The sequence below is a fragment of the Erythrobacter sp. SCSIO 43205 genome (assembly GCF_019904235.1).
Lineage (GTDB): Bacteria > Pseudomonadota > Alphaproteobacteria > Sphingomonadales > Sphingomonadaceae > Erythrobacter.
The window spans coordinates 978639-992820 of the sequence record NZ_CP063202.1; the positions used below are offsets into that span (position 1 = coordinate 978639).

Annotated in this window: 12 protein-coding genes and 1 pseudogene; 6 read left to right on the top strand and 7 right to left on the bottom strand. The window is 54.1% G+C overall.

Going from position 1 to position 14182, the window contains the following annotated elements:
* Positions 1–23: 23 nt before the first annotated feature.
* Together INR77_RS16020 and INR77_RS04605 are read right to left on the bottom strand one after the other, a co-directional pair.
* Positions 24–287, bottom strand: a pseudogene (locus INR77_RS16020) (hypothetical protein); the annotation flags it as partial.
* A complete protein-coding gene (locus INR77_RS04605) occupies positions 251–547 on the bottom strand; it encodes a site-specific integrase (protein ID WP_223072757.1) in 297 nt (98 codons plus the stop codon). The gene INR77_RS04605 and the pseudogene INR77_RS16020, both read right to left, overlap by 37 nt.
* A gap of 82 nt (positions 548–629) precedes the next feature.
* Here INR77_RS04605 and INR77_RS16025 point away from each other — a divergent pair, with 82 nt between their 5' ends.
* On the top strand, positions 630–974 hold the full coding sequence (locus tag INR77_RS16025; protein WP_223072758.1) for a helix-turn-helix transcriptional regulator: 345 nt from the start codon (positions 630–632) through the stop codon (positions 972–974).
* On the opposite strand, the gene INR77_RS16030 is transcribed toward INR77_RS16025, so the two are convergent.
* The 3 genes from INR77_RS16030 to galE form a co-directional block, all read right to left on the bottom strand.
* Positions 925–1128 carry an HGGxSTG domain-containing protein gene (locus INR77_RS16030; protein WP_370632315.1) on the bottom strand — a complete coding sequence of 68 codons (204 nt, stop codon included), beginning with the start codon at positions 1126–1128 and terminating at the stop codon, positions 925–927. The two genes, INR77_RS16025 and INR77_RS16030, sit on opposite strands and share 50 nt — an antisense overlap.
* 29 nt (positions 1129–1157) lie before the next feature.
* Positions 1158–1403, bottom strand: coding sequence for a hypothetical protein (locus INR77_RS04615; RefSeq protein ID WP_223072760.1), 246 nt, complete (start codon positions 1401–1403; stop codon positions 1158–1160).
* 580 nt (positions 1404–1983) lie between these two features.
* The gene (galE, locus tag INR77_RS04620; RefSeq protein ID WP_223072762.1) at positions 1984–3000 is read right to left on the bottom strand and encodes a UDP-glucose 4-epimerase GalE; all 1017 of its coding nucleotides are present in this window, start codon (positions 2998–3000) and stop codon (positions 1984–1986) included.
* 241 nt (positions 3001–3241) lie between these two features.
* On the opposite strand from galE, the gene INR77_RS04625 reads away from it, so the two are divergent.
* The 3 genes from INR77_RS04625 to INR77_RS04635 all read left to right on the top strand — a co-directional run bounded on the left by INR77_RS04625 (position 3242) and on the right by INR77_RS04635 (position 7660).
* Positions 3242–3964, top strand: a complete 723-nt coding sequence (locus INR77_RS04625) for a polysaccharide biosynthesis/export family protein (protein ID WP_223072763.1) — start codon at positions 3242–3244, stop codon at positions 3962–3964.
* Complete coding sequence (locus INR77_RS04630) at positions 3961–6147, top strand: polysaccharide biosynthesis tyrosine autokinase (RefSeq protein ID WP_223072764.1); 2187 nt, start codon at positions 3961–3963, stop codon at positions 6145–6147. The genes INR77_RS04625 and INR77_RS04630 overlap by 4 nt, the downstream gene beginning before the upstream one ends.
* 346 nt (positions 6148–6493) lie before the next feature.
* Positions 6494–7660: a sugar transferase gene (locus tag INR77_RS04635; protein WP_223072765.1), complete on the top strand. Its 1167-nt coding sequence runs from the start codon at positions 6494–6496 to the stop codon at positions 7658–7660.
* 291 nt (positions 7661–7951) lie between these two features.
* Here INR77_RS04635 and INR77_RS04640 read toward each other — a convergent pair whose 3' ends face one another.
* A complete protein-coding gene (locus tag INR77_RS04640; RefSeq protein ID WP_223072766.1) occupies positions 7952–8098 on the bottom strand; it encodes a hypothetical protein in 147 nt (48 codons plus the stop codon).
* Between the two features lie 329 nt (positions 8099–8427).
* Between INR77_RS04640 and INR77_RS04645 the strand changes: the two genes are divergently transcribed.
* Both INR77_RS04645 and INR77_RS04650 read left to right on the top strand, forming a co-directional pair.
* Entirely contained in the window at positions 8428–9462 is a 1035-nt protein-coding gene (locus tag INR77_RS04645; protein ID WP_223072767.1) for a hypothetical protein, read from the top strand.
* Positions 9463–9540: 78 nt separating this feature from the next.
* Positions 9541–10974 (top strand): O-antigen ligase, encoded by a 1434-nt coding sequence (locus INR77_RS04650; RefSeq protein WP_223072768.1) that lies wholly within the window; start codon positions 9541–9543, stop codon positions 10972–10974.
* Positions 10975–11267: 293 nt separating this feature from the next.
* On the opposite strand, the gene mobF is transcribed toward INR77_RS04650, so the two are convergent.
* Complete coding sequence (gene mobF / locus INR77_RS04655; protein ID WP_223072769.1) at positions 11268–14177, bottom strand: MobF family relaxase; 2910 nt, start codon at positions 14175–14177, stop codon at positions 11268–11270.
* Positions 14178–14182 lie beyond the last annotated feature (5 nt).

Sequence of the window (14182 nt, forward strand, 5' to 3'; positions counted from 1 at the left end):
TTCCAGCTGCCCGTGCGCATGATCGCGGCTGTATCAAACACCCGCTTCAAGAGGTCCTGCACAGCACCTACTCGCATTGAGTGGCCGCTGAACGACGCGACCTGATCTGCGCGCAGACCGTAGCGCTGTGCTGCCTCCTTGATCACGCGCCTCACTGTTTTTGTTTCAAGGCGGCGATCGATCACCATGCCGTGGTAGATCGGGCAGAACAGCCACTCGATTACGGGACCTCGAAAGTCGAGCCATTCCCTCAGCAGGTCGGCCGTGCGCTGCGACGTGAGCGCGATCCGCCCTTGCGCATGGCGAGATTGATATCCTCGTCATAGGTTGGGTTGGGCAGCCGCAGCAGGCGGTGCACCTTGCGGATCGCGTAAAGTCGCCGCTGTACGGTTGATGGAGCTTTGGCCTGACCCTTGTCTTCGAGAAATTGGCAGACAGTTTCAACTTGGGCTGGGAAGGGCTTCTCTATCCGGTTCTCCACGCACCAGTGCTCGAAAGCCTCGACATCCGCATAGTAACTGCGCTTTGTTGCTAACGCATAGGCCACTTGAGGCGCTGGAATTCGGAGCGCCAATCACAGTTGATATGTTGAAGTTTTACGCAACCCTTCTGATGGAAAATAAATGATAATGCAAGAGCCGGGATTGACCGCGCAGCAGATAAAGGCTGCTCGCGGAGCACTTGGATGGTCGGTGCAAGATTTGGCCGATAGAACCGGCGTAGGAACAGCTACGATCTCAAGGTATGAACTAGCGAACGCTGTTCCCCGAGCCAACCTAGTAAGATTTGGACAGCGATTGAAGCCGCCGGTATCGAATTCATCGGCTCGCCCGATGATCGACCTGGCATCCGTATTGGCAAGCCGCCGGCCCCCTATGTCACTGGTACAAGCTTTCAGAAATCGTCGAGCATTTCCTTGCCGCTCTAGAGCAGTCCTAGAACACGCTTGCGGAATGCCTTCGCTTCGCGAGTAAATTCGCAATGCTTTAGCACATTCTGATTGCCGAGGGGCGCGCCCGATCCCTTGGCGCCGCCATGCATACGGCAACACTTCTTACCGCTAACTGCTGGAGATCGGCATGGCGTGCCCTCGCGAGTCTTGACGTTGCAGCGCGGGCTTTCCCGCATAGGGCCCAAATTGCGCGGATGGGTTCCGGTCACTTGCGATTCCTAGACCGGGTCTTTGCCTTTTGGGGACTCTCCAACGGCGCCGTCTCGTCCGGTTTGTGCTCGAGTTCGAGTGGCTTGGCGGTATCGGCCTCGCGCCCGCCGCTGGTCTCGACATTGCCGACGATTGCCTGACTACCCTTCTCGACTTTGACATGCTCGACAGTGACCTTCTGCTGTCCCTTGCCACGGTGCTTGTTGAGGGTCCCAAGCTGGCGCGCATAGAGCGTCATCATCTTATGCGCATGCTTGTGGTAAAGATTGCGCGCCTCGAATGCCTAGCTAGGCAAGGCTGCGCGCCGCAGACAATCGATTGCGGCAAAATGGGTGCCGCCCCTTTACTGCACCAACATCCCCTCCATGCCATCCGCAGGCTTCAAGCTGTTGGAGTGCTCTCTCGCACGAACAATCCGAACATGGAGGGATTCGTCGCTTATGCCCTCGTGGTGCCAAAGGAACTTGGCCAACTCATTTGCCCGCGCACTGACAATGGCGGCATTATTGACCTCAAGCTTCTCGCGTGCCTGCTAGTCCGACACCATCTCGTGAACTGGCGTCGCCTTCTGCTTCTCGGCTTCCTTGTGGGATCGCTTGGTTTTCTTCGTGCTCATGTTGGAGAGTGGGCATAGCTTAGCCCGCACGTGCAATAGCCCTCCGGCGTTTTTCCAATGGGAAACATTTAGAAATGCTACCGTGCCAAAGGTTGTTTCGCAATTTCGTGTTGTATACCCCCCCCCACCTTGGCTTCTTATGGGATGAGTTCTTTGAATCGGGGCAGCTAGGTGAGTAACGTCAAATGCCCGATAACGCGCAATCCTAACAATTCTCGCAAAGCTTCCGCTCCCACCTGAGCGCGTGCCTCACAATTGTCTCCAAGTTATCAAACTGGGGTCTCCAATTGAGAGTTTCGCGTATCTTTGTAGGATCAGCGATAAGGGTCGCAGGATCGCCGGCCCGCCGGTCATCAGCTATCCTGACGAGCTTGTTGTTGGTTACCCGATCGACCGCATCCAAAACTTCCAGAACCGAAAAGCCGCGTCCATAGCCGCAGTTCATTGTGAGCGATTGTTCGGGCTGTTCAATTAGCGCTTCGAGCGCCAATACATGAGCGACTGCCAAATCAGTCACGTGAATATAGTCGCGCACCCCTGATCCATCAGAAGTGTCGTAATCAGTACCGAATATTGCCACACTATCGCGCTTGCCAAGGGCTGCTTCGATCGCGACCTTGATAAGGTGAGTTGCTCCAACGGTAGACTGACCTGCGCGGCCATCTGGATCCGCACCAGCGACGTTAAAATATCGAAGGGCGCAGTGGTTCATCTCCCCGGCGAAAGATACATCTTTGAGCATCTGTTCGGTCATAAGCTTTGACCAGCCGTATGGGTTTATTGGCGCACAGGGCGTTTCTTCACTAACCCTGTCAACGAGTGGTGAGCCATAAACCGCTGCGGTAGAAGAGAAGATGAAATGCGGTATCCCCGCTCGTGCAGCTGTTTCTATCAAGATGTGGGCATTCACGGTGTTATTGTGATAATACGCCAGCGGGTTTGCTACACTGTGAGGCACAACGACCGAGCCTGCAAAATGCATGATTGCGCCAATCATTTGCTCCTCGAAGATGCGCAAGAGCAGATCCTTATCGCCCACATTGCCATTGTAGAACGGAACATCGTCAGCGACTGCAGAGCGAAACCCGGCGGAAAGATTGTCAAGCACCGCGACTGGCCAGCCAGAATCTTTCAAAGCCAAGACTGCGTGACTGCCAATATAACCTGCACCACCAGTTACAAGTACACTGGGCTTGGGATTTTTACGAATGAGTGTTCTCATAATCGATATCCGATGGAGCCGTTCACACTATTTCTCACAAGCAAGGCAGTTGTGATCTATTCGCGAACTAAGCGTTTCCCCATGAATGGCAAGGGCTTGGCGTTCCCTCTCGAAAAGGGGCTTTCTCTTCTCGTCAAGCTTGTTCGCTAAGTGTGTCTTTTGTGCGCTTGAAGCAACATGAACTGAAGTTCCTGAGACAAATGGTCTTGGCATAGCTCCCAAACCCGCTAATGCGTTGGGCATGAGGGACGCATTTGTTGCTAGGTTCAAGCTGGGTATTCTTGCTTGTGGTATCGTATTGGGACTTTCCGCTTGCGCCGTGGATCGCACCTATGGTGCGGCACCTCAAATAGAGGTGACGCAGCTCGAGACTCTACCTGCTCCGCAAGCAGATATTTCATATGTTATAGGCCCGCAGGAAAAACTTGAAATCACCGTGGTTGGAGCTGAGGAGCTGGGCGGTGAATTTCTCACAGATGGTGTGGGAGATATACAGTACCCCTACCTTGGAAATGTGCCGATTGGCGGAAAGTCGCCAAGCGAGGCAGCTCAGATTATCGCTGATGGGCTACGGGGACGTGTCGTGCTTGATCCGCAGGTGCGTGTGCTTCCTGCAGAGCTACCTCCATTGGCGATTTCCGTCGGCGGTGAGGTGAAGAGGCCGGGCTCATACCCAGCCATAGGTAAACCAACTCTTCTTACCGTCATCAACCAGGCTGAAGGTCTCGACCAATACGCCAAATTGGATGATGTTCTCATCATGCGTAGTGTCAATGGGCAGAGCTACATTGGTCTTTACAATGTCGGCGCAATACAGCGTGGCAATTACGATGATCCAAGGCTTTATCCTGGAGACATTGTGATGGTGGGGGATTCGCCTGGAAGGCGCCGCATTGATGGAATTTTGCCCTTCATTCCGCTTGTGACCTCGGCCGTAATTCTGCTGGATCGGGTCGGGCAATGAATATTCCAAGTGCAGGAAGAAGCGGGCAGTTGGCATCCGAATTGGTTTCTCGTGATCGCATTGAGCGCGATGATGCGGGTTATATTCAAGAAGATGATGCCTTCTTCGCGTTGGACCTGGAGCGCTACTGGCTCGAAGTTCGCGTTTTAAAGTTTTGGCTTCTGGGGATTTTTGTCCTCTGCCTTCTTGGGGCTGTGGTCGCAACGCTGCTTGCGACCCCTCAGTATGCGGCGAGCTCAAGGATTGAGGTGTCTCAGATTTCAGCAAATATTACAGATATCGACCCGCTTGAAGCGGTCGGCAATGTGTCCGAATTGCAATATCTCAACACACAATATGAGCTGCTTGAATCGCGCTTTATGGCCGAGCGCGTCACCAGTGCAGGAAACCTTGCGCGCGATGACGAGTTTCGCTCGGCTTTTGATATTGGTGAAGGCGAGGAGTTTGATGAGGGCGACGTAGAGCAGATCTTGCAGGATAGCCTCACTATCGAGGGGATCACGCAGTCTAGTCTCGTAGATATTCAATTCACCACTCCGTCCGCTAATCTCTCTGCGCGCCTTGCAAATCTCTGGGCCGATGAATTCATTGCGGCGAACTACGAAAAGCGTTTTGGGGCAAATATTGAAGCGCGCGAATTTTTGAGCGACCAAATAGAAGAGCTGCGCGAAGTTCTTGCTCGCTCGGAGGCGGAGCTTGTCGAATATGCCAATGCCAATGAGATCTTGATTATCGAGCCGCGCGGGGGCGATGACGGTCAGCCCGCTACCCAATCGCTTGCTGCCACTGATCTTGAAGCTCTCAATGCAGCTTTGGCACAAGCGGTTACCGACCGGATTGAGGCACAGGCGATCGTTGCCGCAGGCGATCTATCTCAAAAGCAGAAGAACCTTCAGATTACCGCCGAGTTGGCGAAGGCCAAATCTGAACTTTCCAATCTCCAAGAGACTTTCGGCGACGAGTTCTCTGCCATCCGGGAAAAGAAGGCAGAAATCGCTGCCTTACAGGCAGCTCTTGATAGCGAGACCTCTTCGCTGCGGGGTGAGGCACAAGCCGCGCTGCGTTCTGCAAGCTTGAGGGAGCGTGAGCTCAGGGCAGAACTTCAAAGGTCAAAATCCCAGTTTCTCGGGCAACAGACCCAGGGTATTCAATATGGGATCCTCTCACGAGAAGTTGAGACCAACAGGGCGCTTTATGATGCGCTGCTTCAGCGTTTCAAGGAGTTGGAAGCATCAGGTGCTGGCCAGAACAATATCAAACTTATTGATGCCGCCAGCCCAGACAATCGTCCGGTTTCCCCATCGCTCGTTCAAAATATAGCGATTGGCATAGTGCTGGCGGCAGTCCTGGCTGCCGCATTAGTCTATCTGCGCGTATTGCTTAGCCAAACGCTTCGTTCACCTGAGGATGTGCAAAGCCGGATTGGTCTTCCTTTGCTCGGATCAATTCCATCGGCGAGCAATGAAGAAGTTCTGGAGGAGCTCGGACAGGAAAGTTCAGAAGTCAGCGAAGCATATCGCTCGCTTCGCTCAAACCTTGCCTTCCTTACAACTGATGGCGCGCCCAAAGTTCTTATGGTAACCTCGACCGCGCCAGCAGAAGGCAAATCAATTTCTGCTATCGCGCTTGCAGGCAGTTTTGCCAAGTTTGGGAAAAAGACCCTGCTGATCGATGCCGATTTACGCAATTCAAAGGTCACTCAAACCTTGTCGCTTGGGACAAATGTCGGCGATGGACTTGCTGGATTGCTTACTTCTCCCGGCCGCGCGACTAAAGACGGCATTGTGGAGGTATCTGAGTTTGGCTTTGACCTTCTGCCGATTGGCCGGAAGATCCCAAATCCTGTTGATCTGCTTGCCAGCGGCAGGCTTTCAGAAATCGTCAGGGAAGCAGGCGAAATCTATGATCAGATCGTTATAGACAGCGCTCCTGTTCTAGCGCTCGCCGACGCGATCGAAACAAGCAGAGCTGCTGATGGCGTTCTCTATGTGATAGAATATGACCGGATCAAGGCTAAGGCTGTTAAGGCCTCGATCGACAGACTGCTCGGCTCTCAAGCGACAGTATTCGGGGCTATCCTGACCAAACTCGATCAACGCGCAGCAGAATATGGCTATGGATACGGCTATGGTTATGGCTATGGATATGGCTACGGCGAAGGGCGCGAAAAATCAGGAAATTGACGGCGGTTGGCCTGATAATGAGAGCTCGGCTCCCTTAAGCATTAGGCGGCATGATAGTCCAATTTGAATGGACTTAGTGGTGTTTCGCTTTTTGTAAACTCGCTATGTAATGGTGCAAAGATGCACATTGTATCCATGGCCGGCTGCGTAAATCACCCTTGCATTAAGGGACAATACTGATAGCTCTTATTGCGGTGCAGCATGATCGGGGTTAGGCGCAATGCATGGTAGTTTCAGCACATTTGATGCCTCAAAAGCGATGAATCTGACTTCAACAACAACGCTTCAGAGATATCGAACCCAAGCTCCGCTTATCTTGCTCTCCGCTGCCGGCTTGCAGGTTTGCATGGCCTATGCTGTTCGTCAAAGTCTGGCTCCAGGCGACTATGCATCGATCTTGCTTGCTCTTCTGGCTAACACGGCGTGCCTGCTCATTTTCCGCAGGATGCGGCATTATCCCGGAAACGCGAATGCGGCGAGCCTGGCTCCCAGCTTTGTTATTGGGTGGGGCCTTGTTTTTGCTGCAATTACCTTTTTCCGCTTGCCATATAGTGCACTCATTCTTGGGGTCGGGGCCGTTTCTGCGTATGCCCTCACCCTTGCATTCAGTGTGTTGATCAGGCGTCCAGCAAGCGATCCATTTTTGGTCGTCCCAAGTGCTGCTGTCAGCTCTACCCTCAAAGAACTTGGTCCCTTCGGATACAAGGTTTGCCACGATGCAGACCAATTGCTGAATGGACGAGGACCAATCATAGCGGACTTACGAGCTGACATCTCCCCTGACATTGAAAAAGCGCTTGTTCAAGCAACGCTTGATGGGCGGCGTGTCTTCCATATCAAGCAGATCATCGAATCTTTGACGGGGCGCGTCCAGATTGATCACCTCAGCGAGAATGCCCTTGGCACACTTGCTCCTAATGAGTCCTACGCGTTTGTGAAATCTGTCGCAGAGCGTGTGATCGCTGCCATACTCCTCATTGTGACATTACCCATATTGGCGGCCGCGTGCCTGGCTATCAAACTGGACTCGCCAGGCCCAGCCCTGTTCCGACAAACGCGCGTTGGTTATCGCGGGAAGCCCTTCACAATTTTAAAATTGCGCACCATGCGCACGGCTGAAGGCCCTGCCAGCAGACAGAGCGATGTCACTCAAGAGAATGATCCGCGCATAACACGTATCGGGAGCTTTTTGAGAGGCAGCCGGATCGATGAGTTGCCCCAGCTCATCAATATTATTCGCGGAGAAATGAGCTTTATCGGCCCACGTCCGGAGACCGAGGCCCTCTCAAAGTGGTACGAAGAGCAACTCGATTTTTATCCCTACCGCCATGTCATTCTTCCCGGCATCACGGGCTGGGCTCAGGTCCGGCAGGGCCACGTTGCCTCGCCTGCAGAGGTCTATAAGAAGCTCCAATACGACTTCTATTACATCAAGAATTATTCGTTCTGGCTCGACATCTTCGTGGCCCTTGAGACTGTAAAGGTTATCCTCCTTCGTCTGGGTGCCAAATAGTCTGCTTACGCGATGCCGCAGGCCGTAAGTTGACGGACCCCTTGGGTTGTCCTTGGGTGATCGCTTACAACGACAAAGACGCGGAACGTGTGCTCGCGGCTTGCGCAGCCTTGCTCGACCCAGCCCTCGTTTGATAAGCGGCTCCCGGCAATACCCTGATCCGGTTCGGGACCACCAAACTGAATAGTCGGGCTCTGGGCTTGCCGACTACCTCAGTGCCAAAAACAATAAGTCAGGTTTTCCAGGCTAGAGCCTTTTTAAGCCTGCGCCTCGAATAGAGTGAGTTGGATCTCAGGCTAGAAGACCATACAACCCCCAGACCACGCTTCCAGCCAAGAGCACCAGAATAAAGTCGATTTCCCACCAACTGCCATCCTTGGCTTCTTCTTTGCGAAGACCAAGGCGGCTAGCAAGCCAGCTGCGAGCCCTTTTGATCATTTGTAAGGGGCCTTTCGACTTCCTGAATTGTCCGGCTGCCGGACTGCCTTTGTCTATCAGAGACAGAAATGACGCATACTATTTTTCGCGGCTAGTGAAAACATGACGAATAGCGGGCATGCTGCGCTGGTATCAGCGGTGAGTACGTCTTATTGCGCTGGGTCATGGCACAAACAACAACACACTCGTGGAACCTGCCCCGCTTGGCTGTCTCTTGCATCCTTTGCTTGGCGATAGCAACGATCCTTGGATATCAATCTTTTACTGCAATCCTTTTGCGCGTCCAACCAGAAAATGTTGTCAATGCGAGCGTCCGTAAAGGACATGCCATGGAGCGGGTTGCCTATGCTCAGTTGCGCGAAAACATTCAGGATCCAGCTGAAACGCAGGGCGCTGCCCAATCAGTGCGTGAGCTGGCGTTATCATCCTTTCGCAGCGAGCCGCTCGTGCCCAAGTCATGGGCTATTCTTGCGCTTTCGGCTGATGAAGGCAGAGAACGCAATGCTGTTCTCGAACCTGCTCTAAAGCTCAATCAGCGGGAGATGAGCCTTCAGACAGCAGCGCTTTCTCAAGCGATCGAAGACGAGAGTTTGTCGGGCGCTGCATCGGCAATTGATGCGATTTTGCGCGTCAGGCCGCAGCGATCTCAGGAACTTTTTCCTCTTTTGCTTCAAGCGATGGCACAGCCTGAGGCAGCAGGCGAATTCCTTCAGATCCTGGATTTGACCGCGCCATGGCAGGAGCGTTTCCTGCTGCTTGCCGCAGGCAATGCTGAAGCTCGCCCGACACTGGCACTCATGCATAAAAGGCTGGGATTTGATAATGTTGATTTCAATCGCCGGCTTATCGGGGGGCTAGCAGGGCAAGGGGAGCTGACCGCCGCGCGAGAGATCTATCAAAGAGTTTCAGCAAAGGAGGAGCGTGTCTCGACCGCGGGCAGCGCTATGAGTTGGACGGATACATTTCCGCCCTTTGACTGGTATCTGGCATCATCTTCAGACATGCGCGCCGAGCCATCCTCGTCTTTCAATAGCGTTGATGTTTATGTGCGCTCAGGCCACGGAGGCGATGTAGCGCGAAAGACGCTTGATCGAAGAGACTTGTCCAATTCTGGCCGCGTGAGCGTACGATCGTCACGCTCGCTCAGAGCTGGCAATCTGGTTCTTAATCTCACCTGTCCGGGAACACAGGCTCCGGTTCTTTCTCAAGACTTGGAAGAAGGGTTGAACCAGCTGGCGATTGAACCTCAGCTTATCGATTGTTCAGATCCTACAATAGTGTTTCGCGCAAGGGCATTTCGCGGAGAACCTGACTTGCGCCTTACCCTTTCCGACTTCTCCATAGCGACGTCGCGCAGCAGATAGTGAATAGGTTTGGGTGCAAAACTTGCGCCCACTGGCTGTGCCATACGCCAAATTTTTCCTCACGTTATAGGTCAATAAATGTCATCCAAACCGCAAGAATTGAGGCAGCGAAAGAAAGTGACTCCTGTGCCTATCGCTGCCTATGCATGGCTTGCTGCTTTTTGCTTTCCGCTTATCCTCCTTGGTGGCAGCTCCCAGATCGCGATGGTTCAAACGACCATAATGTGGCCAATGGCGGCTCTGTTCCTAGGACCAGTATTCTATCTCGGATCGAGAGAGGCCTTCGTGCCTGGACGCACTTTGTTGTTGCTCCTCGCAGGGTTAGCGCTTTTGCTGGCTGTGCAGGCGGTTCCTTTACCTTCAGGTTTGTGGCAAGCCTTGCCGGGCCGTGCGGACCTTATCGAACTTGAGAATGCAGTCGGGCTTCAGGGCGTGTGGCGCCCTATATCGTGGGTGCCGTCACGCACGCTTGATGCTCTGTTTAGCCTCATCGTTCCGGCTACAGCCTTGTTACTGGCTCTCTCGCTCAAGATATCGGCAAAAAGGCTTTTCAATGTCATCATTTTTGTGGCGCTCGCCGATGTTGCTCTGACGATCGTGCAGGTGTTGTCTGGCTATCAATCAGAATTTTATCTCTACTCCGTTAGTTCGGGGAGGGCTGATGGAATTTTCGGAAATGAGAACCACTCGGGTGTCTTTTCGTCTTTGGCCATGCTCATATGTGGCTATCGAAGTTCCCAGTTGATGGGAAAACACAAAGACCGTTCCCGGGCCATTTTCTTTGCCGCTTGCTTTTTCATATTTCTGGTGAGTGCGATTATTGGAGGTTCGCGCGCTGCTCTTGCCAGCAGCTTGCTTGCGACGCTCATTGTGAGCGCCATGTTCGTCAGTCATTTTTTCCTCGATCCAACTGCAAACCTCAAGCGTAGTGGCCGCAGCACGAAGCGGGAGGTGGTCGCCAGCCAACTTCAAGCAAGAGCGGCAGCGGCAATTGCTTTGGTCTCGGTATTGGTCACGGTTGGTCTGTTTATCTGGTTGGATCGCAGCCCCAGTTTTGATGGCATCCTATCGCAAGACAGCTTTGAGGACCTGCGCTGGGAGCTCGGACCAATTCTCTGGGAGATGATCAAGGAAAACTGGCTTTTGGGAATTGGTGTCGGCGCATTTGCCGAGTTTTACCATATTTATGAGCCCACAGCTTTGCTGATGCCAGCCTTTGTTAATCAGGCGCACAATGATTGGGCGCAATTTGTCCTGGAGGCAGGCGTAGGCGGCATCGCACTTTTGCTCGCGCTTCTCGTTTGGATCGCAAAGAGGATCGCTCTTCTTTGGCAACATGGAAAGAACGATAGAGCTGCGATCTTTTTCTGGCTCGGCGTCTTTGCAATCGTGGGTCTCGCATCCATCGTGGACTATCCTCTTCGCACCGCGATCTATCAGGTCACAATGGTCTGGCTTTTGCTCTGTCTGGCGCTGGAAACCCATGCACTGGCGCGAGATGCAGCGCGCTGATCTTGGTGAAGGAAGATGCAGATGTCCCAAGGCTTCTCGATCCCGGATTTTTCACACCAACCCGTGATTGTCATCGATTGATTCATTTGTGCTTAACTTCTCGCAGCTATTCAACGCCTTGAGAGTGGACCTCTCGATTGCGTGGTGAGCCGGTCATTGGTCTTGAATGGCTCACCACACTTCCTCCAATTCACTTTGCCGGGATGCTCTTGCGTGTACAATTTACCGCAAGCACGCTTGGCCCTGTTTTTGGAAACTGCCTTTGAAAACGGGCGAAGGCTGGATCAGGTTTGTCAAAGACCGATGTCTATCGAGCGAATTTTTTCTGCCTTTCTGTCTTGATTTTGTAGCCCGGCGTTTTGTTCGTTCCCTGGGAGCCGAGCGCCTGTCTTTACTGCGGTTCTGAGGCGGGACGTCACCTCAAGCGCAGACGCCTTTTCGCCTTTGTTGGATGCAACAGCTGCTGTCAGCCTCTGCTTATTGTCCAACACCAAGGTCAGATGGTCGCGAAGCCGTGTCACAGTGACCAAGAAGGTTTTCTGGTTCGCAAGATTGCGCTCTTTGCTATCCATCACGGCAATCCCGCGATCCGAGGTGAGGCCCTGCGCCATATGAGCATTGAGCGCATAGGCGAGATCAAGGCGCTTGAGCATAGGATCATCTTTGCCAAGCCTAACCTCGTCACCCCTAGAGGTCTCAACAGTCACCTTGCCTTTATCGATCGCGATGACTTTTGCCCGGTCAGCGTTGAACAGCCCACGCTTGTGGTCATTGCGCGTCCAGCGGATCCTATCGCCCGTGTGGAGTTGGAGTTTTCGGTCTTTGAAAAGGGCCAGGCTGTGATTGAACTTGTTTGCTCTTAGCCGCGCAGGATCAAAGCTGAATGTCTTTCCGCGCGCATTTTGGAGCGTGACCTTCTTGTGCTTCGGATCGCTGCCTAAGACGCGATAATGTCCGGGCATAAGGCCGAGCGCCTTTTGTCTTCTGGAAACCTCAACAATGCGCCCCTTCTGATAGGCGCTAAGATGGCGCAGCTCTTCATGAGTGGCGTTTACGCGGTCGAGCACCGTCAACTGAGCATTCTCCGGGCCGATCTGGCCGCTTTCAAGAAGACCTGTCTGCACCGCGTCATTGACGGCGGAACGAAGGCGACGTCCCGAAGCATAGATTGATGTGCGCTCCCGGTCCTCTGGCCTTAGCGAAAGCCACAGCTCGGCCGCCACAATCGCGCCATCGCCCTTCGCCTCAATCGTATGGCCCTCAAGCCTAGCAAGCGCTGCTTTCACATCGCCTTTTTGCGCAGCGGCCTGGGCCTCGCGAACAACGGGATCGCGCGCACGTAAATTGGTGGTCATATTGGCCTGTGCGATACCGGCCTTTTGCAGGAGCGCGAACGGTTTGCCGGCATCAACGGCCCCTAGCTGTTTGCGGTCTCCCATTAGCACTAGCCGATGGACACCCGCCAGATTGGCGAGCTTTACGAGTTTCTCCTTGTCACTGTTCGCAACCATGGAAGCCTCGTCGAGGATCAGAACGCTGCCTGCGAGCGCCTGCCTGGCCTCAGCCTTGAGAGTGTGACTGGTGGGTTCATCAAGCAGAGGCTTCCAGCCTCCGAGGAACCGGGCAAGCGTTTGCGACTTAATCCCCGTATCACGCTCCAGCATCTGCACGAGCGTGTTCTGGATCGCGAGGCCGATGACGGGCCGTCCTTCTTCACCAAGCACTTTGGCAACCGGCCCCAGAACACTGCTCTTGCCAGCGCCTGCGCCCCCTTGGACTGCGATCGTTCGATCCGAAGATGTCAGGATAAGGCGAGCCGCGGAGAGCTGTCCTGCATTCAGTCTAAACCCGTGCCCAATCTCGGCTGAAGCCTGCACGCGGGTCTCAGCCTCCTCACCGCCCAGATCGGGCTTAACTTCTCCTTTTCCTGTTCCAACCGAAGCGATGATCCGCTGCTCGGTTTCAATCGCTTCGCGTGAAGCGAGCCAGCCCTGATGCTCGCCGCGTCCGACTAGAAGATGCCCGGAATTGATGAGCGCGCGGGTTCGCGTCTCGATTGCTCCGATCGTTGTTGGCAGGCCAAAATCGAGAGCCGCCTTGTAGAGCGCTTCGCGTTCAAATGCGGCTTCGCGCTGCGACAAATGACGCACGGCTGAGGCAACGGCTTGCGCGGCGGCAATTGTCTGCTTGTCCTGTTTAAGCACCGAAGCGGGCACCAAGGGATCTTCTATTTCTCCTCGAACATGGCTCGCAAATTTGGCAAGCCAGGCGCGGCCCCGTTCCACCAGAGTGGTAAATCCTGAGTGTGGCTTCTCAGGCATCAAAGAGCGCAATCGCGCGCGCTCGACCATAGGTGCTAGATCGAGTCCAATAGACTGCGCTGTCTCTTGCCACATGCCGCCAAGCGTATCGCGATCCTCGATCGGCGCTTTCGCTGAACGGGTGTCGAGCGCAGCGATCCGCCCGGCTTCAAGCCCTGGGCCTTGCCTCGCTGCGAGCACTTCTTTGCGTCTCGAAGAGAAGGCCATGACATCTTCGCGCGAAATCCCGCGCGCTTCAAAATTGCCATGTTTGAGGGTTGGGCCGGTTTCATAGCCTAGCTTTTCAACCTCCACGCGAAAGCGCGCCATCGCGATGGAATTGAGCGTGGTGTTAAGCTGCCAAAGCTGGTCGTTCTTCAGCGTTCGCCATTTGCCATCCTTGCCTTGCGTCACATTGGCAATGACCGCGTGAAAATGCAGATTGGGTTCCTGGTTTCGATTGGTGTCGTGCTGGAAAAGCCCAATCGTCAGGTTGCCTGTCTTTTGGGTCTGCACCTTGCCCTTGGCCATGATGCGGGTTTCAGAGACGTTTTTCTCGGCCCATTGAAGCGCTTCAAGGACCGCCTCACGATAGGCTGCGATGATGCGCTCATCCTTGCCAACGAGCGCAAGAAGCGACCAGCTCTTGGGGACGGAAAAGGTCAGATCGGTACCGGGCCTATGGGTCTGGCCTTGGTTGCCAACTTGTGTTCCATCCGGAAGCTCACCGCGCAGCAGGGCGTCAAAGGCCTTGGCTTCCACCTTGCCATCGAGACCCAGTCGCTTCGCGCCTTCACCAAGCCATTCGCCCGAGCGATCCGCATCGGCTTTGGCGTAGTAATTGTCGGACGCGAAGTAGTTGGCCGCCGCTGACGAAGAACGAACATTGGCAACAGAGAGCATGGATA

Coding starts and splice junctions, on each gene's coding strand:
- INR77_RS04640 (WP_223072766.1), bottom strand. CDS start 8,098: ATGATCAAAAGGGCTCGCAGCTGGCTTGCTAGCCGCCTTGGTCTTCGC.
- INR77_RS04650 (WP_223072768.1), top strand. CDS start 9,541: ATGTCATCCAAACCGCAAGAATTGAGGCAGCGAAAGAAAGTGACTCCT.
- INR77_RS04635 (WP_223072765.1), top strand. CDS start 6,494: ATGGCCTATGCTGTTCGTCAAAGTCTGGCTCCAGGCGACTATGCATCG.
- galE (WP_223072762.1), bottom strand. CDS start 3,000: ATGAGAACACTCATTCGTAAAAATCCCAAGCCCAGTGTACTTGTAACT.
- INR77_RS04625 (WP_223072763.1), top strand. CDS start 3,242: ATGAGGGACGCATTTGTTGCTAGGTTCAAGCTGGGTATTCTTGCTTGT.
- INR77_RS16030 (WP_370632315.1), bottom strand. CDS start 1,128: ATGCGGGAAAGCCCGCGCTGCAACGTCAAGACTCGCGAGGGCACGCCA.
- INR77_RS04630 (WP_223072764.1), top strand. CDS start 3,961: ATGAATATTCCAAGTGCAGGAAGAAGCGGGCAGTTGGCATCCGAATTG.
- INR77_RS04615 (WP_223072760.1), bottom strand. CDS start 1,403: ATGATGACGCTCTATGCGCGCCAGCTTGGGACCCTCAACAAGCACCGT.
- INR77_RS04645 (WP_223072767.1), top strand. CDS start 8,428: ATGGAGCGGGTTGCCTATGCTCAGTTGCGCGAAAACATTCAGGATCCA.
- INR77_RS16025 (WP_223072758.1), top strand. CDS start 630: ATGCAAGAGCCGGGATTGACCGCGCAGCAGATAAAGGCTGCTCGCGGA.
- mobF (WP_223072769.1), bottom strand. CDS start 14,177: ATGCTCTCTGTTGCCAATGTTCGTTCTTCGTCAGCGGCGGCCAACTAC.